The organism is Allobosea sp. 05T433 (genome assembly GCF_056396065.1).
On sequence record NZ_JBFTKS010000016.1, the window covers coordinates 139,044 to 159,512 of the forward strand.

Here is a 20,469-nt window from a genome sequence, read left to right on the forward strand (position 1 = left end):
ATGGCACGGCCGATCATCATCGACACCGATCCCGGGCAGGATGACGCTGTTGCCCTGCTGCTCGCCTTTGCGCAGCCTGACGAACTCGACATTCGGCTGGTCAGCACGGTCGCGGGCAATGTCGGGATCGACCTGACCACCGCCAACGCGCTGCGCGTCCGCGATCTGGCGGCGCGCCCCGATGTGCCCGTACAAGCGGGCATGGCGCGGCCGATGCTGGAGCCGCTCGAGACGGCGGAATTCGTCTCCGGACCCGACGGCCTGAGCGGCGCCGGGCTGCCGGCCGCCGCCTCGTCGGCGGCTCCCGGCCATGCCGTCCAGGGGATCGTCGAGGTCCTGCGCGCAGCCACAGACGGCAGCATCACGATCTGCGCGCTCGGGCCGCTGACCAATGTCGCGATGGCCTTGCGGCTTGCCCCGGAACTTGCGCCCAAACTGCGCGAGATCGTGGTGATGGGCGGGGCCATGGGCCTCGGCAACATGACGCCGGCAGCCGAGTTCAATTTCTATGTCGATCCGCATGCCGCGGCGGTCGTCCTCGGGGCGGGCGTTCCTGTCACGCTGTTTGGCCTGCATGCGACGCATCAGGCCATCGCCTCGTCGGCGGCCATGGCGCGGTTGGACGGGCTCGGCACCCGCACCGGGCGAGCGGTCCACGGCATGCTGACGCGTCCGCGCCCAGGGGGCCTGGGCACGGCGGCCCACCCCATGCACGACCCCTGCGTCATCGCCTGGCTGCTCTGGCCCGAGCTGTTCAAGGGCCGTGATTGCCATGTCGAGATCGAGCTCGCCGGCAATGTCCGGGGCCGCTCGACCATCGACTGGAACGGCCGGACGAAGCGCCCGGCAAACGCCTTCGTCGTCAACGAGGTCGATGCCGACCGCCTGTTCGAGCGCATGATCGATGCGCTCGCCCGCCTGCCTTGAGGATTGCTGGATCATGACCCATCCGGTCGACGAGTGTCTCGCCGAGGCCGAGGCCGCGATTGCGCGCATGAAGGAGGCCGCGATCGCCGCGCGTCACCAGCACGCGCGTGCCGAGCTGATGCGCCATATGCGGACCACGGCCCGCAAGGTCGTCTCGCGCCCGCTCGATGAGGCGGTCGCACTCGTCTCGCATGAATGGATGAAAGCCTGGAGCCTCGATGCAAGCGCCTATCCCGAACTGGCCCATGACATCACTGCCTTCACCGCTGCCTTCTGCGCCGATGCGCGCGAGAGCACGGAGCAGACGCAGGCTGCGATCCGGGATGCCGTTGCCGCGCTGGAAACAGGCTTCCGGGCCATCGGCACGAGCCTGAGCGACCAGATGGCGTTCCGCTCCGAATGCGCCCATGGCTGGTGGCAAAGCGTCGTGGCGCTGCCGGCCGAATTGCGGGCCACTGAGCGCCGCAGCATTCCGCGCGCCGGCGAGGATGCGCCCTTCTGGAGCGCCGGCGCCCAGCCGCATTGCGGCTGAGGCCTCACTCTCCCCGCGTCGGGGACGGCAGTCGCGCCCGGCTGCCTGCCTCGGCGAAAGGTTCTTCTCTTCATTTTGTGAAATAAGAAAAACCACACTACCTCAAGTGAATTGCCCCGGTGGGCGTTCGGGTATAGCTGAATTGTTCGATTTACAGAACAATACAGGCGGCCAAGACCATGGCCAGAGACCCCATCGATACGGGCCTTTCCGCCCAACAAGGCGCACCGGCTGAGGCAATTGACTTGCCCGAGCGCGCTGCTGACCTCGTTCGCGCGTTCGGCAAGTCGGATGCGCGCGACCGTCTCATCGGACTGCGTCAGGCGGTTTCGGGACGGATCGTCTTTACCACCAGCTTCGGCCTTGAGGATCAGGTCCTCATCCATCTGATCGCTCGTGCCGGGCTTCCCATCGAGATCGTCACCCTCGACACCGGCAGGCTCTTTCCGGAGGTCTACAGCCTCTGGCAGGAGACTGAGCGTCACTATGGCGTGGTGATCCGCCCCTTCTACCCGCGCCATGACGCGATCGAACTTTTTGTCCGCCAAAACGGCATCAACGGCTTTTATGCTTCCCGCGACGCCCGCAAATCCTGCTGCGACATCCGCAAGGTCGAGCCACTGGGCCGGGCCCTGGACGGGGCGGAGATCTGGATCACCGGCTTGCGCTCCGACCAGTCGGCCGCGCGCGGCGGCGTCGCGCTCGCGGAGGCCGAAACGGAGCGCGGCCTGATCAAGTTCAACCCCTTGCTCGACTGGTCGCGCGAGGTCGCGCTGAGTTTCTCCAAGGCTGAAGGAATCCCGCTCAATCCTTTGCATGACAAAGGCTTTATCTCGATCGGCTGCCAGCCCTGCACCCGTGCGATCGCACCGGGCGAGCCGGAGCGGGCCGGGCGCTGGTGGTGGGAAGACGACGCGGCCAAGGAATGCGGCCTGCATGTCGGGCCGGACGGGAATCTGGTCCGGGCCAAGGCTGCCACTGCGGCGGAGGCGCGACCATGATCCAGCTCAGCCATCTGCAGAAGCTCGAAGCCGAGGCGATCTTCATCATTCGCGAGGTTGTGGCGACCTGCGACAAGCCGGTGCTGCTCTATTCGATCGGCAAGGATTCCGCCGTTCTGCTGCATCTCGCCCTGAAGGCGTTCTATCCGGCGAAGCCGCCATTCCCGTTGCTCCATGTCGATACGACCTGGAAGTTCCGTGAGATGATCTCCTTCCGGAACGAGACGGCGGAGCGGCTCGGGCTCGATCTGATCGTCCATGTCAACCAGGACGGGGTCAGGGCCGGCATCGGGCCCTTCGCCTCAGGCTCGCGCGTCCATACCGACGTGATGAAGACGCAAGGGCTGAAGCAGGCACTCGACCTGCACAAGTTCGATGTCGCCTTCGGCGGCGCGCGGCGCGACGAGGAGAAGAGCCGCGCCAAGGAGAGGATCTTCTCGCTGCGCAGCGCCGAGCATCGCTGGGATCCGAAGAACCAGCGCCCGGAGCCCTGGCAGCTCTTCAACACCCGCAAGCACAAGGGCGAGAGCTTTCGCGTCTTCCCGCTCTCCAATTGGACCGAGCGCGATGTCTGGGACTACATCGCACTCGAGAACATACCGGTCGTACCGCTCTACTTCGCTGCCCCGCGTCCGGTCGTGCACCGCGACGGAGCCTGGATCATGCGCGACGACGACCGCATGGAACTCGCGCTCGGAGAGGTCGTCGAGACCCGCATGGTCCGCTTCCGGACGCTCGGCTGCTACCCGCTGACCGGCGCAGTCGAGAGCGAAGCCGCAAGCCTCACCGACATCATCGCCGAGATGCGCTCATCGCGCGCCTCCGAGCGCCAGGGCCGTGTCATCGACCATGACGGCGCCGGCTCGATGGAACAGAAGAAGCAGGAAGGGTACTTCTGATGGCTGTCGCCGCCGAGAAGAAGCGCCCGGGCGCCACGGCTCCACTCCCTGCGAACGATTCCTCCGGACTGAGCGAAACCGCCCAGCATTCGCTGCTGCGCTTCATCACCTGCGGCTCGGTCGATGACGGCAAGTCGACGCTGATCGGACGCGTGCTCTATGAGGCCGGCGCGGTCTTCGACGACCAGCTCAGCGCCCTCGACGCCGATTCCCGCAAATTCGGCACGCAAGGTGCGGAGCCCGACTTCGCGCTGCTGGTCGACGGGCTCTCGGCCGAGCGCGAGCAGGGCATCACCATCGATGTCGCATATCGCTATTTCGCGACGGAGAAGCGCAGCTTCATCGTCGCCGATACGCCGGGCCACGAGCAATATACCCGCAACATGGCGACCGGCGCCTCGACCGCCGATCTCGCCATCATCCTGATCGACGCCCGCAAAGGCCTGCTGCCGCAGACGCGGCGCCACTCCTTCATCGTCTCGCTGGTCGGCGTCTGCCACGTCGTGGTTGCGATCAACAAGATGGACCTCGTCGGTTACGACGAGGCAATCTTCGACCGGATCGCTGCGGATTATCGCGCGGCCGTGAAGAACCTCGGCTTCAGGTCGATCGACATCATCCCGGTTTCGGCGCGGGACGGCGAGAATGTGATGCGCCCCTCAACCACGATGCCCTGGCATAAGGGACCGGCGCTGCTGCCTCTGCTGGAGGCCATCGTCGTCGAACAGGAGACGCGCGACGAGGCCGGCTTCGTCCTGCCCGTGCAATGGGTGAACCGGCCCGATCTGGATTTCCGTGGCTATGCCGGCACAGCGGCCCGCGGCCGTGCCCGCGTCGGCGATGCCGTCACGGTGCTGCCGTCCGGGCGCAGCAGCACGATCGCGCGGCTGATCACCCCGTCAGGCGAAGCCAGCAACGCGGCGGCGGGGCAGGCCGTCACCCTGACCCTGGCTGACGAGGTCGACATTTCGCGCGGCGACGTCATCGCTTCCGCGGCGAGCCCGGTTCCCGTCCGGCGCGAGCTCCGGGCGCGGCTGCTCTGGACTGGCGAGCGCGCCATGCTGGAGGGCGGTCAGTTCGTGCTGAAGCTCGCGACCCAGGCCGTGAACGCCACGATCGGCGCGCTGGATCACAGCATCGACATCGAGGGCTTCAAGCCGGTGCCGGCGCAGGTCCTGCGCATGAACGGGATCGGCCTGGTGACGCTGCGGCTCGACCGGCCGCTGGCCACCTTGCCCTATCAGGAGAGCCGGGATCTCGGCGGCTTTATCCTGATCGATCGGATCAGCAACGAAACGGTCGCCTTTGGTTTCGTGGTCGCCGAGCCGGGCGCGGGACGAAGCCTGAACCCGGCGGAGGCGCTCTGTACGGCCGACCGCCTGCGACAGGCGCGCAACCGCCTGATCGGCGCTCCCGGCACGCCGGATCGGCGGCTCTGGTGGAGCGCCGTGAGTTGGCGCCTGCTCAGCACGGCAGGACTGTTCGGAGCAGCCCTTGCACTGACCGGCCGGCCCGGCGTCTCGGGTGTCCTCGCGCTCGGCGACTTCGCCCTGCGCCCGACCTTGCGCGGCCTTCACGCCCGGCTGTGGCAGAGGCACCCATCAGCCGCGCTTCAGGACGGCGCCGGCATCTGATCGATCGAGATCGTTTCGCCGGATGCACGATGGCGTGGGTCGCGGCGTCCTCAGCCCGCGACCACCGCCGTCGCCTCGATCTCGATCAGCGCCTGCGGCTCGACCAGCGCGACGACCTGAACGACCGCCATCGCCGGAAAATGCCGGCCCAGGGTCTCGCGATAGATCGGCCCCATATCCTTCAGGCTGGCGCGATAGGCCTCGATGTCCGTGACATACCAGGTCAGCCGCACGATATCCTCGATGCGACCGCCGCCGGCCTCGACCACAGCCTTGATATTGGCGAGGGTCTGACGGAGCTGCGGCAGAAACCCCTCGGCGAAGACGCCGTGCTCGTTCCAGCCGACGAGGCCACCGGTCACGATCACACGGCCTTCGGCGACCATGCCGTTGGCATAGCCGCGCGGCACCGGCCAGCCCTCGGGCAGGATTGCGCGTGATGCTGGAAGGTTCGACATGGCGGAGCCTCGGTCTTCGGCCGTTTCGGCCTGTTCTTGGGGGAATCAGGTCTCGGTGAGCGCCAACTGACGCAGTGCGAAACGCTGGAGCTTGCCGGTCGGCGTCTTCGGCAGAGCCGGAACGAACGCGATGGCGCGCGGGTATTTATAGGGCGCGATACCCGCCTTCACATGCTCCTGCAATGCCTTGGCCAGGGCCGTATCGCCGCGAATGCCCTCGCGCAGCACGACATAGGCCTTGACGATCTGGCCGCGGTCCGGACAGGGCGCGCCCACCACGCCGCACTCGGCGACATCGGGATGGGCGAGCAGGCAGGCTTCGACCTCCGGCCCGGCAATGTTGTAGCCGGCAGAGATGATCATGTCGTCCGAACGGGCCTGGTACCAGAAATAGCCGTCCGCATCGCGCAGATAGGTATCGCCGGTGATGTTCCAGCCGTCCTGCGCATATTTCGCCTGCCTGGGATCGGCGAGATAGCGGCAGCCGGTCGGTCCGCGCACGGCGAGGCGTCCGGGCGTGCCATCGGGCAGGGGATTGCCGGCCTCGTCGACGATCCGCGCCTCGTAGCCTGGCACGGGCAGGCCGGTGGCGCCCGGCCTTATCGCCTCGCGCGGCGCGGAAATGAAGATATGCAGCATCTCGGTGGCGCCGATGCCGTCCATCAGCGGCAGCCCCGTCCGCTTCAGCCAGGCTTCGAAGGTCGCCTTGGGCAGGGATTCCCCGGCCGAGACGCAGATGCGCAGGGAAGAGATATCGCGGCCGTCGAGCTTGTCGAGCATGGCGCGATAGGCCGTCGGCGCCGTGAAGCAGACGCTCGCCTTGTGGCGCTCGATTGCTGTGACGAGATCGGCGGGGGCGGCCTTGTCGGGCAGCACCATCGCGGCACCGATCCGCATCGGGAACAGCACGAGTCCGCCGAGCCCGAAGGTGAAGGCGAGCGGCGGCGAGCCGATGAAGCGGTCTTCCGGTGCCGCCTTCAGCACGCGCGCTCCATAGGTGTCGCAAATGGCGAGCAGATCCTGGTGGAAATGCATGGTGCCCTTCGGCTCGCCAGTGGTGCCCGACGTGAAGCCGATCAGGCAGACATCATCGCGGGCGGTATCGGCGGCGGTGGCGTTCTCATAGCCCGCGCGCGCCATTAGCGCTTCGAGATCGGTCGGCGTGCCTCCGCCCCAGGTCACGATGCGCGGGAGTTCGGGTGTCTGTGTCTGGGCGGTCCGGAGATCATCGATCAGGCGGTGATCGCACAGGGCCAATGTGATCTTCGCCTTGCGGATGGGGTAGGCGAGTTCGCCGGCGCGCAGCATCGGCATGGTCGCGACCGCGACGCCGCCCGCCTTCAGCACGGCGAGATAGGCCGCGACCATCATCGGCGTATTGGCGGCCCGCAGCAGCACACGGTTGCCCGGCCGCATCCCGAGATCGCGGGTCAGCACATTGGCGATGCGGTTCACGCGCTGGGCGAGTTCGGCGTAGGTCCAGACCTCGCGGTCCGAGATGATGGCGATGCGTTCGCCATGCCCCTCGCTGACATGACGATCGAGCAGTTCGGTCGCGACATTGAGCCGCTCGGGATAGGCGAGGCCGGCATCTGTGACCTTGAGGTCGGGCCAGCTGTCGCGCGGTGGCAGATTGTCCCGCGCGAAACTGTCCAGATGTCCTGACCGCACGAACTCCGCCTGCGCCATCTCAGCCTCCGCTCATGGCATGCGCCTTCAGGAGATCGCGCGCGATGACGACCTTCTGAACCTCGCTGGCGCCCTCATAGATTCTGAGCGCCCTGATCTCGCGATAGAGCTCCTCGACCTTGACGCCCCTGGTCACGCCGAGCCCGCCATGGATCTGGACGGCGCGGTCGATCACGCGCTGGGCGTTCTCGGTTGCGACGAGCTTGGCGAGCGCAGCTTCGCGCGTGACGCGCGGCGCACCCTTGTCCTTCGTCCAGGCCGCCCGATAGACCAGCAGGGCTGCGGCATCGACCTCGGCCGCGCTGTCCGCGATCGCGGCCTGCGAGAGCTGGAGATCGCCGAGCGTTCCGCCAAAGAGCTTCCTGCCATTGGCGTGCGACACGGTCTCGTGCAGCGCGCGCCGGGCGAAGCCGAGCGCCGCGGCACCAACCGTCGAGCGAAAGATGTCGAGCGTCGCCATCGCGACCTTGAATCCGTCGCCGGGCCCTCCGATCCGGTTGCCGACCGGGACACGGCAGGAATCGAAGCGGAGCGTGGCGAGCGGGTGCGGCGCAATCACATCGATGCGCTCTGCGATGCTCAGGCCGGGCGTATCGGCCTCGACCAGGAAGGCCGAGAGACCGCGCGCGCCGGGCGCCTCGCCCGTCCGTACGAAGACGACATAGTGGTCCGCGATGCCGCCATTCGAGATCCAGGTCTTCTCGCCGTCGATGCGGACATGGCCGTTGCCGTCGGGCGCGGCCGTCGTCGCCATGGCGGCGACATCCGAGCCTGCTTCCTTCTCGGAGAGGGCAAAGGCTGCAATGCGCCTGCCGTCGCGGATGCCTGGCAGGATGCGGGCTTTCATAACCTCCGAACCGGCAAGGGAGATCGAACCGGTGCCAAGCCCCTGCATGGCGAAGGCGAAATCCGCGAGTCCGTCACGTGCAGCAAGAATCTCGCGGGCGAGGCAAAGCGTGCGAACATCCAGCGCCTCGCCGAGCCCGCCATACGCTGCCGGCACGACCGCTCTCAGAAAGCCGGCCTCGCCAAGCGCCTTCACCCGCGCCCGGCAGGCGGCATCGACATCGTCATGGGGCAGGCCGGGCAGAGTGGCATCGGCCCACTCTGCGAGATCCCTGGCAAAGGCGCGATGACGATCCTCGAAGAACGGCCAGTCGAGCGTATCGCCGAGAATGCCGGTCCCGATCATCTCAGTTCCCCTCGAAGACCGGCTTCTGCTTGGCGGCGAAGGCGTGATAGGCGCGGGCGAAATCCTCGGTCTGCATGCAGAGCGCCTGCGCCACGGCTTCGGCCTCGATCGCCGCCTCGACCGACATCGCCCACTCCATCTCGAGCATGCGCTTGGTCATCGCGTTGGCGAAGGTCGGCCCGTCCGCCAATTCGCCGGCGAGCGCCTGCGCCTCGCCGAGCATCGCTTCCTTGCCGACGAGCCGGTTGAGGAAGCCCCAGCGCTCGGCTTCCTCGCCCTTGAGCACACGGCCGGTATAGAGCAGCTCAGCCGCGCGGCCCTGGCCGATGATGCGCGGCAGCATCGCGCAGGCGCCCATGTCGCAGCCGGCAAGGCCGACGCGGTTGAACAGGAAGGCGATCTTGGTCTCGGGCGTGCCGAAGCGGATATCCGAGGCCATCGCCATGATCGCACCCGCGCCGGCGCAGATGCCGTCGATTGCCGCGATCACCGGCTGCGGGCAGCCGCGTATCGCCTTGACCAGATCTCCGGTCATGCGGGTGAACTTGAGCAGATCCTTGGTGTCCATCGCGACCAGCGGTCCGATGATCTCGAAGACGTCGCCGCCGGAGGAGAAATTACCGCCGGCTCCGGTGATCACGATCGCCTTGACCTCTTCCTCCTTCTGCGCGGCGAGGAAGAAATCGGTGAGCTCGCGGTAGCTCTCGAAGGTAAGCGGGTTCTTCTTGTCCGGCCGGTTCAGCGTCACTGTCGCGACCTTGCCGGCAACGCCTAAACCGAAATGCGCCGGCTTGAAACCGGCGAGCGGCAAGATGGTGGCGTTGGCGATGCTCATGCGTTCTCTCCCCGGCCCGCCGCTTCATCGGCGCGGCGCTTGATGGCCTGGTGCAGAGAGGCCTTGGTCTGTCCGAGCAGGCGGAAGAGCTGGACGATCTCGGGCTGGTCGAGGCCGGCGAAGAGCTCGGCGATCCAGCCTTCATGCCGCTCCGCCATGGCGCGAAAACTCTTGCGGCCCTGCGCCGTCAGCGTCAGCACCTGGACGCGCCGATCCTGAGCGGCCGGGCGCTTGTCGACCAACCCGTCGGCCAGCAGGCCGGCGACGACGGCGGTGACATTGCCGTTCGACACCATCAGTCGCTGCGAGACCTCGCCGACCGTCATGCCCGTCGTCGATTTGTCGAGCTGCGCCATCAGGTCGAAGCGCGGCAGCGTCGTCTTGAATTCCTCGCGCAGGCGATTGCGGATCTCGGTCTCGATCAGGGTCGAGCAGGTCAGCATCCTGAGCCAGAGCCTGAGCTCGTCCTTGTGATCGCCGGGACGCTCGCTTGCCTTGGTCTCACGGTCGAGAATGAGGCCGGGGGAGGGTGTTTCCATCGCTCTAGAACTCCCCGCCATTGATCAGGATCGACTGGCCGGTAATCCCGGCACTGGAGGGACCGCAGAGGTAGAGCACGGCTGCCGCGACCTCTTCCGGAGCGATCAGCCGGCCCTGGGGGTTGCCCTTGACCAGCTCCGCCAGCGCCTGCTCGCCCGGCTTTCCGGTTTTGGCTGTGATCGCCTCGATGCTGTCTGCCACCATGCCGGTATCGGTATAGCCGGGGCAGATCGCATTCACCGTGACGCCGGATCGGGCGGCCTCCAGCGCCAGCGAGCGTGTCAGCCCGATGACCGCATGCTTGGCCGCGACATAGGCCGAGACATAGGGATAGCCCCGGTGCCCGGCGGTAGAGGCGATCGCGATCAGCCGCCCCTCGCGGCGCTCGGTCATGCCGGGCAGGGCCGCCCGGAAGGCATTGACCGTGCCGATCAGGTTCAACTCGAACATCCGCCGGAAACGCTCGGCGTCGCTTTTCAGGAACGGCCCGGTCTCGACGCCGCCTGCATTGGCAACGACGATATCCAGCGGCCGTTCTCTGGAGAGAGTCCCGATCGCCGCCGCGACGGCTGCCTCATTGGTGACATCGGCGAGCGCGAAGCTGTCGGCATCGCCCTCGGCAATGGCGCTCTGCAGGGTCGCCGCGCTGCGGCCGATGATCGAGACATGCGCACCGGCCGCCTTGAGAGCGCCGGCAACAGCCCGGCCGATGCCACGCCCGCCGCCCGTCACCAGAGCATGTCGTCCCGCCAGGTCCATGACGCCGAGCCTCCTCATGCCGAGCAATATATTTTAGGTCTGAAGCAATTTGCAAGCGAGGCTTGGAACGAGCGCATGATCGTGAATTGCGCGCCGCAATCGCCGAATACGCATAGGATTGGACATGCTCCCGCCTTCCGCGCGGAAGCCACGGCGGTCCCCCTTGAGGAAAAAATATTTCAGGCTTAAAATAATATCCGTCACAGCCGGGGAGGATGGGTGATGCGCATTGCGGTCGTCGGGGGCGGTCCTGCCGGACTCTATTTCGCGCTGCTGATGAAACGTGACTGGCCGGCGCTGGACGTCACGGTCTTCGAGCGCAACCAGCCTGACGACACGTTCGGATTCGGCGTCGTCTTTTCCGACCAGACGCTCGATACCTTCAAGGCGGCCGACCCCGAAAGCTACGGCGCGATCGTCGACAATTTCGCCTACTGGGACGATATCGAGATCCGCTTCAAGGACACGCTCCATCGTGTCTCCGGCAACGGCTTTTGCGGCTGCTCGCGCCGCTCGCTGCTGATGCTGGTGCAGGAGCGCTGCCGAGAACTCGGCGTCACGCTGAAATTCGGAACGGAAGCCGATGATATCGAAGCGCTGAAGCGCAATTTCGATCTCGTGGTCGCGGCCGACGGCATCAACAGCCGCATCCGCGAAGGCTGGCGGGAACGCTTCCGGCCACAGGTCGATCTCAGGCCGAACAAGTTCACCTGGATGGGCTCGACCCGGCCCTTCGACGCCTTCACCTTCTTCTTCAAGGAAACCGAGCACGGGCTCTTCATTGCCCATTGCTACCAGTACGAGGCCGGGCGCTCGACATGGGTGCTGGAGACGGACCCCGAGACCTTTGCGAAGGCTGGCCTGGAGGGCATGGACGAAGCCGCCTCGGCCGCCTTCCTCGAAGGCGTCTTCGCGGAGGAGCTGCAAGGTCACCGGCTGATCACCAATCGCTCGCTCTGGCGCAATTTCCCGATGATCCGCTGCGAGAACTGGGTCTCGGACAATGTCGTGCTGATCGGAGACGCCAAGGCGACGGCGCATTTCTCGATCGGCTCCGGCACCAAGCTGGCAATGGAGGACGCGATTGCGCTGCATCGTGCCTTCGGCAAGGCGAAGCTCGACGTCTCCACCGCCCTGTCGCTCTACGAACGGACCCGGCGCGAAGAGGTTGAGAAGACGCAGCACGCGGCGGATGTCTCGCTGGTCTGGTTCGAGCAACTGCGTCGCTTCTGGGATTTCGATCCGTTGCGCTTTGCCTTCGGTCTGATGACGCGCTCGAAGGCGATCACCTATGACAATCTCGCTCTGCGCGCGCCCGCCTTCGCCGCTGCCATCGACACGCTGGTGGCTGACGAAGTCGGCCCTGCAGCGCGGCGCAAGCGCGACGGCTCCCCCGTGGCACCCGCATTCCAGCCATTCCGGCTCCGCGAGATGCAGGTCGAGAATCGCATGGTGCTCTCGCCCATGTGCCAGTATTCTGCGCTAGAGGGCCTGCCGACGGACTGGCACCTGATGCATTACGGCTCGCGGGCCATCGGCGGTCCGGGCTTGATCGTTAGCGAGATGACCTGCGTCGCCCCCGACGCCCGCATCACGCCCGGTTGCACCGGTCTCTACAGCGACGAGCAGGAGGCGGCCTGGACACGCATCGTCGACTTCGTTCACGCGAACTCGGCCGCGAAGTTTTGCCTTCAGCTCGGGCATGCCGGCCGCAAGGGCGCGACCAGGCTGATGTGGGAAGGGATGGACCGGCCGCTTCCCGCAGGGGCCTGGCCGATCATCTCGGCCTCGCCTCTGCCCTATTATCCCGAGAGCCAGGTGCCGCGCGAGATGACGCGCGCCGACATGGATCGCGTGCGCTCCGAGTTCGTCGCCGCGGCCGAGCGCGGCGAGCGGGCAGGCTTCGACATGTTGGAGCTGCACTGCGCCCATGGCTATCTGCTGGCGAGCTTCCTCTCGCCGCTGACGAACCACAGGACGGACGCCTATGGCGGCTCGCTCGAGAACCGCCTGCGCTACCCGCTCGAGGTGTTTCGGGCGCTGCGCGAGGCCTGGCCGCGGGAGAAGCCGATGTCCGTTCGTATTTCGGCGACGGACTGGAAGGAAGGCGGCCTGTCGCCTGAGGATTCCGTCGCCATTGCGGCCGCCTTTGCCGGGGAAGGCTGTGACCTCGTCGATGTTTCCACCGGGCAGACCGTCAATGACAGCCGGCCGATTTATGGCCGCATGTTCCAGACGCCGTATTCCGACCGCATCCGCAACGAGGCGCGCATCGCCACCATGTGCGTCGGCAACATCACGACGGCCGATCAGGTGAACACGATCATTGCCTCCGGTCGCGCCGATCTCGTGGCGCTCGGGCGCCCGCATCTGGCGGACCCGTCCTTCGTGCTGCGCGCTGCGGCCTGGTATGGCGTCGATACCCCGCAACCCGTGCAGTACCAGCCCGGCAAGGACCAGCTCATGCGCAACACGCCGCGCGAGCGCGAGGATCTGACCGAGCTCAAGCTCAAGGCCAAGCCGGGGCGGCACGCGGACGCACATTAGCCATTCGCCCTTGCCGCGCGCGAAACGACGGGCGACAAGGCCCGGCGATCAGATACCGCCGGAGCCAAGCCCATGGATGCCGCCAACCCGCCGCTCGCCGGCCGCCAGCCGGCAATACCTGACGGCCTGCGCATCTATGCGGTGGGCGACGTCCATGGCCGCCTCGATCTGCTGCGCGAGATCGAGGCCCAGATCGAAGCGGATGCCCGTTCAGCCTCAGGCAAGCGCGTCATCCAGGTCATGCTTGGCGACTATATCGACCGCGGTCCCGACTCCTCTGGCGTGATCGCTCATCTCATCGACAAGCGGCGTGAACGTGAGCTCGTCACGCTGCGCGGCAATCATGAGGACTACACGCTCGGTATTCGCGATGCGCCCGATCTCGTGTTGCGCTGGTGCCGGTTTGGCGGCGTCGAGACGCTGGCATCCTACGGCATCGACGTGGCCGAGTTCGACGAGGTCGAGGAAGATCTGGCGTGCCGTCAGATCGTGCAGCGTTTCTTCGCAGCGCAACCGGCCGACCACGCCGCATTCATCGCGCAGGCGCCCCTGAACTGGCGCTGCGGTGACTATCTCTTCGTGCATGCCGGCATCCGCCCGGGCATTCCGCTCGGCGAGCAATCCGAGCAAGACATGCTCTGGATCCGGCACGAATTTCTCGACAGCGAAGAGGATTTCGGTTTCGTCGTGGTTCACGGGCATACGCCGACGACTGCGCCCGTCATCCGCCCGAACCGGATCGGTATCGACACACGCGCCTATGAAACGGGGCAGCTAACCTGCGTGGTGCTCGAAGGCACCGGCCGGCGAATCCTGACGACGGGCTGAGCCGGATCGCAACCCGGAACCTCGCCGGCCACCATTCGTTCGAGAACCAATGGCCCCGGCTCGTGCCGGACCTGTATCGTGGGAATGACGGGGCAACCCGCCTGACCCACTCACAGGGACAGGCAGAGTCCAGATCATTGCATTTTCGCAACGTCGTCGTGGCAACACGTGATCTGTTGTTGCATTCGAAAGCGGTTATCTCTGCTGCGAACACTGGCCAACGGGCCAAGGAAGCGATCAGGAGGTCACCAATGAAGCTCACGGGCATCCATCACGTCACCGCAATCTCGGCCAACGCGCCGCAGAACCGGCGCTTCTATGTCGAGACGCTCGGCATGCGCATGGTCAAGAAAACGGTCAATCAGGACGACACCTCGGCCTATCATCTGTTCTACGCCGACGGCGCCGGCTCGCCCGGCACCGATCTGACCTTTTTCGACTGGCCGGCTCCTCCGGCCAAGCGCGGCACCCATTCGATTACCCGCACCGCCCTGCGCGTCGGTGACGAGACGTCGCTGGACTGGTGGCGCGAGCGGCTGACGGCGGCTGGCGTCGCGGTTTCGGATATCCGCGCCATCAATGGCCGCGCCGCGATTGATTTCGAGGATCCGGAAGGCCAGCGCCTGACGCTGATCGCCGATGGCGGTGCGATTCCCTTCGTGGCCTGGGACAGGAGTTCCGTGCCGACAGAACATCAGATCCGTGGCCTCGGCCCGGTGACGATTTCCGTGCCGAAGCTGGAGCGGACCGAGCTCGTGCTGGGCAAGCTGCTCGGCCTCGAGCGCATTGCGGACTATCGCGACGCGGCTCATGCGACCGGCGACATCCACGTCTTCAAGGTCGGCGATGGCGGGCCGGCGGCGGAGCTGCATGTCGCGGTCGAGCCCGACCTGCCGCAGGCACGCGAAGGGGCGGGCGGTGTCCACCATCTCGCGCTGCGGACGCCGACCTTCGGCGAGTACGATGAGTGGGCGGAGCGCCTGCGCGCGACCGGCTATCCCAATAGCGGACCGGTCGATCGCTTCTATTTCCGTTCGCTCTATCTGCGTGAGCCAAATGGAATCCTGATCGAGATCGCCAGCGATGGTCCCGGCTTCGCAACCGATGAGCCGGCCGAAACGATGGGCGAAAAGCTCGCGCTGCCGCCGTTCCTGGAACCGAAGCGCCGGCAGATCGAGGCCAATCTGAAGCCGCTCTAAAGCATCGGCCCGAAAAGTGGATTGCGGTTTTCGGGGCAAAGCCGATGCAAAGACAACGGGTTAGATCATCGGACTGGATACGATATCCGGTCCGATGAACTGGAGGCATCGGCCCGAGACTGGATTGTGGTTCTCGGGCAAGCGGTGCCCACACGAAAGGCGAGATCATCGGATCGGTATCCGGTCCGATGATCCAACGCACCGAGCGGCTCAGCCGAGCCGCTCGGCTCTGATGCGGATCCCGGCGGCGTCACGGTCGAATGTATCGGCCGTGACGCCTTCGCTGCGCAGAACATGCTTCTGCAGCTTGCCACTCGCCGTCTTTGGAAGTTCGTCTACGATGCGGATGAAGCGCGGCACCATGTAATGCGCGATGCGCTCCGCCAGGAAGCTCACAAGCTCGGTCTGGTCGAGTGCGCCGCCTGCAATCGGGGTGACGACGGCCAGGACCTCATCCTCGCCATGCTCGCTCGGCACCGCGACGGCAACCGCCTCGCGAACCCCGGGATGGGCCAGGATCTCGCTCTCCAGTTCAAAGGAGGAAATGTTCTCGCCACGCCGGCGGATCACGTCCTTGAGCCGGTCGACGAAGAAGAAGCGCCCATCCGGCATCTGGCGAAAGGCGTCGCCAGTGTGGAACCAGCCATTGCGCATCGCCGCGACCGTCGCCTCGGCATTCCCATAGTAGCCTTTCATCAGCGCCCACGGCCGGTGCGAGCGAACCAGCAATTCGCCGACCTCGCCCCTTGGCATTTCGCAGTCATGAGCATCAGCGACCCGCAATTCGAACCAGGGTCGCGGCAAGCCTGCCAGGCCTTGCTCTGAAATGCCGGGGCCGGCACTGAGCGGACTGGCTATCTCCGTCATGTTGTAGACGGTGTGCAGATCGACGCCGAAGCGCTCGCGGAACGAGACGGCGTCCTCGCCGAAGGGCACGATGAAGGCCTTCTTCAGGGGGTGTTCCCGGTCGGACGCACTGGCCGGCTGCTTCAGCAGGAACGTCGCCATGACGCCGAGCAGCAAGACCAGAGTGCTGCCGGTACCGCGAACGGCATCCCAGAAATCAGCGGTGCGGAACTCGCGGACCATGCCGATCGATCCGCCGCAGGCGAGCATCGCATAGACATAGAGCGTCGAGCCGCAATGGAAGATCGGGCCGCAGACCAGGCAGCAATCCTCGGGGCCGATGCAGTCGAATGCGTCAGGCCCCATCGTGTAGAGCTGGACATAGGACGACACCACGCCCTTGGCATTGCCGGTCGTGCCGGAGGTGTACATGATCGCCTGGGTGTCCCAGGGCTCGATCGCACGCTCCAGCGCCAGGGTATCGTCCGCAACCACGGCGGGGAGCTCGAACGGGGCGACGGTGACGCCTGCGAGCTGCGGCTCCCGTTGCTCGCTCTCGCCGACCAGCAGAACCTGCCGCAGCTTGCCGGGATTGACCTCCGCCAACCTTGGCACCAGCGCCCGATGGCCGACCATCAACGCCGCGTCGGCATCGTCGAGCACATATTCGAGCGGGCGGCCGCGCGCGGCGGTGTTCAGCGGGACATAGACGGCGCCGAGATAGTTGATCGCGAACCAGGTCGCCAGCAGGTCGGGGCCATTGCCCATCCAGCACAGCACATGGTCGCCCTGCTTCACGCCGGCCGCGGCAAGGGCGGCAGCGTGCAAACGCACCTGTCGCAGCGTTTCGCCATAGCTCCAGGTCGCGCCGGGCCAGAACTGGACGAAGCGCCGATCCGGATTTGTCCTGGCCTGGCGCTCGAGCATGTGGCGCAGCACGCACGCGTCGCTCCCGGGCACGTTCGCGGCATCTGCCAAATCCTTGCCAACCGTCATCAGCCGCGCTCCTCCAAGGCATCGCTCTGATCCGGCCCAGGGGCAGGGCGGCGATTTCTGGCGAAAGCCTGCGGCAGATCCGGCGGTATCGTCAATTGCGAGCGGCGCTCTGCGGCGTTGCCGCTGCTTCACGCCAGAGCGGAGGCTTCAACCCGGCGCCTGTTCACGGATTGCCCTGGCGGTCTCCTTCTGTATGTCGAAGGCGGCCCGTCGCTGCCGGATCTCATCGGGCGAAAGACGTTCGATATTGCAATAGTGCAACTTCCAGTCCGGGGTGGAACTCCAGATCAAGGGGGACTGCACCGTGGTCCGTGGCGCCGGTGCCCGCTCCAGGGTGGCCAGAGCCAGATCGAGCGTGACGTCCTGGGAGCTGCGGTCGTTCGGTCGCCCCGCGGAATTGCCGAGCGGAAAATCCGAAAACAGGAAGCGCGGCACACCGACATATTCGACGATGTCCTTGGCGCAACCCATGACAACGGTCGCGATGCCATTCTCCTCCAGCGCCCTGGCGGCGAGACTGACGCTCTGATGGCAGACGGGGCAATTCGGCACCAGAATCGCTGCATCGACCGCATCCGCCCTGCAGCGGGCGACGATCTCCGGGCAATCGACCTCGAGCGTCACGCGGTGGCTGCGATTGGTCGGCAAGCCATGGAAGCGCGGTGCAATCGAGCCGAGCCGCCCTGAGATCGCCGCCTGGCGCAATGCGGCCAGCGGGAAATAGCTCCCGAGATCTTCGGCGGTCGTATGCGTGCGGTCGATCGCGACATGGGCGATGCGCAGGTCGTGCTCCTCGCCGCTATCGGCGGAATAGACGGAATAGAACTTGGCTGCAGCGTTGTAGGGCGCTCCCGGCCCCTGATCGCCCTTGTCCGGTTGGTAGGGGGCAGCCGTCGTGATGATCGTCACCCGGCACTCAGAAAGAGGCCTCGCCAAAGCCTGAAACGGCACCGCGGCGTAATGCGCCCATGCGTAGGGCTGACCATATCCCAGCGCCTGATAGTAGGTGCTAACGCGCTGAAGATAGGGAATCGGCGCATCATGGGCGGGCGCAAACCCAAATATGTCGCTGCGTTCGCCGACCATCGCGGGCGCTCCTGTTCCTGCCGCGGCGCGGCATGGGCCGCACGGTAGAGCAGCGTCGCGAGGCGCTGCAATGCGCGGATACCCGGAATTGGTCGGCCGCCAGTTCCGGCAGCGCTTGACCCTCCATCCGGTGGAGACCCTAGGACGACGCCATGAAGGAAGAACGGCACACGATTGGCGAGCTTGCAAAGCTCAGCGGCGTCTCGGTCAGGCGGATTCGGTTCTATTCGGACAGCGGATTGCTGCCGCCGGCGACGCGAACTTTCAGCAACTACCGTGTGTATTCCGCGGAGGATGTCGCGCGTCTCGATCTGATCCGGGCGCTGCGCGATATCGGGCTGGGCCTCGCAGTCATCCGAAAGTTCCTGTCGAGGCGGCTTTCGCTGACGGACGTTCTGACCATGCGCCTTCGCGCGCTGGAGGCGGAGATCGCCTCGCAGCGCCGTGTCGCCGCCGTCCTGCGCGCGACCTTGAAGTCGCCAGACCCCACCGAAACCGATCTCAGGAGATTATGGACCGTGACGACCCTTTCCAATGCCCAGTTCCGCCTGCTGGTCGAGCGCTTCTACGACGAGGTCGCCGGAGGCGCGCAGATGGACGATGCCTGGAAGCGCCAGATGATCGAGGCCAGCACACCCGAGCTCCCGGACGATCCGAGGCCCGCGCAGATCGATGCCTGGGCCGAGCTTACGGTGATCATCACCGATGAAAGCTACATGGCCGAGATGCGGGCGAATGCTGGGGCCATGTCGACCGCTGAGTTCGACCCCGCCGCCTATGCCGAAGCCGCGAACCGGACCCTCGCCAAGGTTCGCGCCGCGATGGACGACAGCGCAAAACCGGATTCCGCAAGCGGTGCCGCGATCGCGCGGGAATGGCTTGAAGACTCAGCCCGCGCAATGAACCGCGCTCCCGATCGGGCTTTCCTGGACTGGCATCTCGATCAGTATCGGAAACACCACGCCCGTTCGATCCGCTATCAGCAACTGCTCGCCATCTTGCGCGGCGACGATGCAGGAGGCCCGGCCGGCTCCGAATGGCACTGGATCAATGAAGCGATGAGGCCGCTTCTGGCTCAACCGGAGTGAGATCCGGGACGCGGGGGGCGCCATGCCAGGCATCGGCGGCGCCCGTTCGGAAGGAGAGGTCGCCACCGCTTGGGATCCCGCGCGATGGCATCTGCCTCAGGAGCTTTGCGATATCATTGCGATGTCGCCTTGCGGAACCGAATGGCCCCGAAGATGTGGTCGAGCTCTCTGGTGAAGCTCGTGCTGAAGATAACCGAGTCGGCTTCATTGCGCGGCACCGCCATCGACAGCAAGGTCTCCCTCACTTGCTCGCAATGGGCCCGGAGTTCCGCGAGGGTGACATGGGCCTCTTCTACGGAATCGGCTCCCAGCAGCGCCACCTGTCCGAGGATCACGATCACGGCTGCCTCCAGCGCGGTGATGCTCGCAAGCAGAGCGGTATTCCGTGCCGGGCCGTAAGGATCGACTGCATATCCCATGACGCGTTCCTCCCTCCACTCAAGTTCCGCCCAACGATAGGTTCGGCCACCTGACGAAGCTCCCCGGTTTCAATTGCTGGAGTGATGCCCGTCGCGTGTCCGTCTTCGGAAAGGTCTGCGCAGCGAAGTTCAGCGGGCTCCTGGCGGGAACCTCAGGCGCCGTTTTACCCGACAATTCGGCTCGCAAACCTGACATGACGTGTCAGCCTAATGTCAGCTTCAGCGTCGTAGGGTTGCGGGTTGCCGGGCCGAGATGCATGTCCGCTCGCCCCAGACGTGGAACGGCCGCTCAGACTGTCTTCCGCGCAAGGGATGGGAAAGACGAAGGTGCGCGCGGCCTTGCCGTGCGCGGGGACTTCGCTCCTGCCTAGTCATACATCCCGCTCTTGCAGCGATAGCCGACGAAGCAGCTCGCTGTGTCGCGGCTCGGAACCCAGGCGGGATCGGCATATTCATCGAGTTCGCAGAAACTGCGGTCGCGCACGAAGCGGTCATAGGTGTAGCCACCGGTACCGAGCACGATGGCGCCGTTGGCAATGACATCGTGCCGGCTGGCACTGCAGGGCCTGTTGACGGTGGAGGGCCGGGGCTGAGCCAACGCAAGATCCGCGGCCAACATCAGCATCAATGACAGAACGGCTCGGTTCATCGTCGCCTCCGGTGCGAGCGAAGCTACGGCCGCATAGTAACCGCATCGGTTGCGCAACATACCAGTCTTCGCTTGCCGCGCCGAACGGGCGAGGGGTCTGCGTTCCCAACCGGCAGCAGACGAGGTCGGTCACGCACGTCGCTGCCAGCGCGGCAGCGACGTCTCCGCCCGCTGGAGATGGAGATCAAGGCGACGCGCTGGCCTCGACGAGGATTTCTCGCTTGCCGGCGTGGTTGGCGGGGCCGACGATGCCCTCGTTCTCCATGCGCTCCATGATCGAGGCGGCGCGGTTGTAGCCGATCTGCAGGCGGCGCTGGATATAGGAGGTCGAGGCCTTCTTGTCGC

At 65.8% G+C, this 20,469-nt stretch carries 20 protein-coding genes; 9 read left to right on the forward strand and 11 right to left on the reverse strand.

Going from position 1 to position 20,469, the window contains the following annotated elements:
* The 5 genes from AC1DGP_RS21635 (at position 1) to cysN (ending at position 4,993) form a co-directional block, all read left to right on the forward strand.
* On the forward strand, positions 1–927 hold the full coding sequence (locus AC1DGP_RS21635; protein WP_441507105.1) for a nucleoside hydrolase: 927 nt from the start codon (positions 1–3) through the stop codon (positions 925–927).
* Between the two features lie 13 nt (positions 928–940).
* Positions 941–1,459: a hypothetical protein gene (locus tag AC1DGP_RS21640; RefSeq protein ID WP_441490838.1), complete on the forward strand. Its 519-nt coding sequence runs from the start codon at positions 941–943 to the stop codon at positions 1,457–1,459.
* A gap of 179 nt (positions 1,460–1,638) precedes the next feature.
* Entirely contained in the window at positions 1,639–2,460 is an 822-nt protein-coding gene (locus tag AC1DGP_RS21645; RefSeq protein WP_441507106.1) for a phosphoadenylyl-sulfate reductase, read from the forward strand.
* A complete protein-coding gene (cysD, locus tag AC1DGP_RS21650; RefSeq protein ID WP_441507107.1) occupies positions 2,457–3,359 on the forward strand; it encodes a sulfate adenylyltransferase subunit CysD in 903 nt (300 codons plus the stop codon). The genes AC1DGP_RS21645 and cysD overlap by 4 nt, the downstream gene beginning before the upstream one ends.
* On the forward strand, positions 3,359–4,993 hold the full coding sequence (cysN, locus tag AC1DGP_RS21655) for a sulfate adenylyltransferase subunit CysN (RefSeq protein ID WP_476832516.1): 1,635 nt from the start codon (positions 3,359–3,361) through the stop codon (positions 4,991–4,993). Before cysD ends, cysN begins: the two co-directional genes overlap by 1 nt.
* A gap of 50 nt (positions 4,994–5,043) precedes the next feature.
* Here cysN and AC1DGP_RS21660 read toward each other — a convergent pair whose 3' ends face one another.
* Genes AC1DGP_RS21660 through AC1DGP_RS21685 form a run of 6 tightly spaced genes read right to left on the reverse strand, consistent with a single transcriptional unit; the run spans position 5,044 to position 10,466 of the window.
* Complete coding sequence (locus AC1DGP_RS21660) at positions 5,044–5,451, reverse strand: RidA family protein (protein WP_441490834.1); 408 nt, start codon at positions 5,449–5,451, stop codon at positions 5,044–5,046.
* A 45-nt stretch (positions 5,452–5,496) separates the two neighbouring features.
* On the reverse strand, positions 5,497–7,140 hold the full coding sequence (locus AC1DGP_RS21665; protein WP_441507110.1) for a benzoate-CoA ligase family protein: 1,644 nt from the start codon (positions 7,138–7,140) through the stop codon (positions 5,497–5,499).
* 1 nt (position 7,141) lies between these two features.
* On the reverse strand, positions 7,142–8,332 hold the full coding sequence (locus AC1DGP_RS21670) for an acyl-CoA dehydrogenase family protein (protein WP_441507111.1): 1,191 nt from the start codon (positions 8,330–8,332) through the stop codon (positions 7,142–7,144).
* Position 8,333: 1 nt separating this feature from the next.
* Positions 8,334–9,167 (reverse strand): enoyl-CoA hydratase family protein, encoded by an 834-nt coding sequence (locus tag AC1DGP_RS21675; protein WP_441507112.1) that lies wholly within the window; start codon positions 9,165–9,167, stop codon positions 8,334–8,336.
* Positions 9,164–9,706 carry a MarR family winged helix-turn-helix transcriptional regulator gene (locus AC1DGP_RS21680; protein WP_441478049.1) on the reverse strand — a complete coding sequence of 181 codons (543 nt, stop codon included), beginning with the start codon at positions 9,704–9,706 and terminating at the stop codon, positions 9,164–9,166. The genes AC1DGP_RS21675 and AC1DGP_RS21680 overlap by 4 nt, the downstream gene beginning before the upstream one ends.
* A 4-nt stretch (positions 9,707–9,710) precedes the next feature.
* Positions 9,711–10,466, reverse strand: a complete 756-nt coding sequence (locus tag AC1DGP_RS21685) for an SDR family NAD(P)-dependent oxidoreductase (RefSeq protein WP_441507113.1) — start codon at positions 10,464–10,466, stop codon at positions 9,711–9,713.
* Positions 10,467–10,688: 222 nt separating this feature from the next.
* On the opposite strand from AC1DGP_RS21685, the gene AC1DGP_RS21690 reads away from it, so the two are divergent.
* From AC1DGP_RS21690 to AC1DGP_RS21700, 3 genes are all read left to right on the forward strand, one after another.
* Positions 10,689–13,013, forward strand: coding sequence for a bifunctional salicylyl-CoA 5-hydroxylase/oxidoreductase (locus tag AC1DGP_RS21690; protein ID WP_441507114.1), 2,325 nt, complete (start codon positions 10,689–10,691; stop codon positions 13,011–13,013).
* 72 nt (positions 13,014–13,085) lie between these two features.
* Positions 13,086–13,841 carry a metallophosphoesterase family protein gene (locus tag AC1DGP_RS21695; RefSeq protein WP_441507115.1) on the forward strand — a complete coding sequence of 252 codons (756 nt, stop codon included), beginning with the start codon at positions 13,086–13,088 and terminating at the stop codon, positions 13,839–13,841.
* Between the two features lie 251 nt (positions 13,842–14,092).
* A complete protein-coding gene (locus AC1DGP_RS21700; RefSeq protein WP_441507116.1) occupies positions 14,093–15,040 on the forward strand; it encodes a ring-cleaving dioxygenase in 948 nt (315 codons plus the stop codon).
* A gap of 210 nt (positions 15,041–15,250) precedes the next feature.
* On the opposite strand, the gene AC1DGP_RS21705 is transcribed toward AC1DGP_RS21700, so the two are convergent.
* Together AC1DGP_RS21705 and AC1DGP_RS21710 are read right to left on the reverse strand one after the other, a co-directional pair.
* Positions 15,251–16,882 carry an AMP-binding protein gene (locus tag AC1DGP_RS21705; RefSeq protein ID WP_441507117.1) on the reverse strand — a complete coding sequence of 544 codons (1,632 nt, stop codon included), beginning with the start codon at positions 16,880–16,882 and terminating at the stop codon, positions 15,251–15,253.
* A gap of 147 nt (positions 16,883–17,029) precedes the next feature.
* Positions 17,030–17,968: a glycine reductase gene (locus AC1DGP_RS21710; RefSeq protein WP_441507118.1), complete on the reverse strand. Its 939-nt coding sequence runs from the start codon at positions 17,966–17,968 to the stop codon at positions 17,030–17,032.
* Between the two features lie 152 nt (positions 17,969–18,120).
* Here AC1DGP_RS21710 and AC1DGP_RS21715 point away from each other — a divergent pair, with 152 nt between their 5' ends.
* On the forward strand, positions 18,121–19,056 hold the full coding sequence (locus AC1DGP_RS21715) for a helix-turn-helix domain-containing protein (RefSeq protein WP_476832517.1): 936 nt from the start codon (positions 18,121–18,123) through the stop codon (positions 19,054–19,056).
* Positions 19,057–19,169: 113 nt separating this feature from the next.
* On the opposite strand, the gene AC1DGP_RS21720 is transcribed toward AC1DGP_RS21715, so the two are convergent.
* The 3 genes from AC1DGP_RS21720 to AC1DGP_RS21730 form a co-directional block, all read right to left on the reverse strand.
* Positions 19,170–19,475: a hypothetical protein gene (locus AC1DGP_RS21720; RefSeq protein WP_441490823.1), complete on the reverse strand. Its 306-nt coding sequence runs from the start codon at positions 19,473–19,475 to the stop codon at positions 19,170–19,172.
* Positions 19,476–19,842: 367 nt separating this feature from the next.
* Positions 19,843–20,124 (reverse strand): hypothetical protein, encoded by a 282-nt coding sequence (locus AC1DGP_RS21725; protein WP_441507120.1) that lies wholly within the window; start codon positions 20,122–20,124, stop codon positions 19,843–19,845.
* Between the two features lie 184 nt (positions 20,125–20,308).
* The coding region (locus AC1DGP_RS21730) for a DNA translocase FtsK (protein WP_441478069.1) at positions 20,309–20,469 on the reverse strand (161 nt) is incomplete at its 5' end.

Bases quoted from the DNA above. Each gene is read 5' to 3' on its own strand.
- AC1DGP_RS21635 (WP_441507105.1), top strand. From the start codon at position 1: ATGGCACGGCCGATCATCATCGACACCGATCCCGGGCAGGATGACGCT.
- AC1DGP_RS21640 (WP_441490838.1), top strand. From the start codon at position 941: ATGACCCATCCGGTCGACGAGTGTCTCGCCGAGGCCGAGGCCGCGATT.
- AC1DGP_RS21645 (WP_441507106.1), top strand. From the start codon at position 1,639: ATGGCCAGAGACCCCATCGATACGGGCCTTTCCGCCCAACAAGGCGCA.
- cysD (WP_441507107.1), top strand. From the start codon at position 2,457: ATGATCCAGCTCAGCCATCTGCAGAAGCTCGAAGCCGAGGCGATCTTC.
- cysN (WP_476832516.1), top strand. From the start codon at position 3,359: ATGGCTGTCGCCGCCGAGAAGAAGCGCCCGGGCGCCACGGCTCCACTC.
- AC1DGP_RS21660 (WP_441490834.1), bottom strand. From the start codon at position 5,451: ATGTCGAACCTTCCAGCATCACGCGCAATCCTGCCCGAGGGCTGGCCG.
- AC1DGP_RS21665 (WP_441507110.1), bottom strand. From the start codon at position 7,140: ATGGCGCAGGCGGAGTTCGTGCGGTCAGGACATCTGGACAGTTTCGCG.
- AC1DGP_RS21670 (WP_441507111.1), bottom strand. From the start codon at position 8,332: ATGATCGGGACCGGCATTCTCGGCGATACGCTCGACTGGCCGTTCTTC.
- AC1DGP_RS21675 (WP_441507112.1), bottom strand. From the start codon at position 9,167: ATGAGCATCGCCAACGCCACCATCTTGCCGCTCGCCGGTTTCAAGCCG.
- AC1DGP_RS21680 (WP_441478049.1), bottom strand. From the start codon at position 9,706: ATGGAAACACCCTCCCCCGGCCTCATTCTCGACCGTGAGACCAAGGCA.
- AC1DGP_RS21685 (WP_441507113.1), bottom strand. From the start codon at position 10,466: ATGGACCTGGCGGGACGACATGCTCTGGTGACGGGCGGCGGGCGTGGC.
- AC1DGP_RS21690 (WP_441507114.1), top strand. From the start codon at position 10,689: ATGCGCATTGCGGTCGTCGGGGGCGGTCCTGCCGGACTCTATTTCGCG.
- AC1DGP_RS21695 (WP_441507115.1), top strand. From the start codon at position 13,086: ATGGATGCCGCCAACCCGCCGCTCGCCGGCCGCCAGCCGGCAATACCT.
- AC1DGP_RS21700 (WP_441507116.1), top strand. From the start codon at position 14,093: ATGAAGCTCACGGGCATCCATCACGTCACCGCAATCTCGGCCAACGCG.
- AC1DGP_RS21705 (WP_441507117.1), bottom strand. From the start codon at position 16,882: ATGACGGTTGGCAAGGATTTGGCAGATGCCGCGAACGTGCCCGGGAGC.
- AC1DGP_RS21710 (WP_441507118.1), bottom strand. From the start codon at position 17,968: ATGGTCGGCGAACGCAGCGACATATTTGGGTTTGCGCCCGCCCATGAT.
- AC1DGP_RS21715 (WP_476832517.1), top strand. From the start codon at position 18,121: ATGAAGGAAGAACGGCACACGATTGGCGAGCTTGCAAAGCTCAGCGGC.
- AC1DGP_RS21720 (WP_441490823.1), bottom strand. From the start codon at position 19,475: ATGGGATATGCAGTCGATCCTTACGGCCCGGCACGGAATACCGCTCTG.
- AC1DGP_RS21725 (WP_441507120.1), bottom strand. From the start codon at position 20,124: ATGAACCGAGCCGTTCTGTCATTGATGCTGATGTTGGCCGCGGATCTT.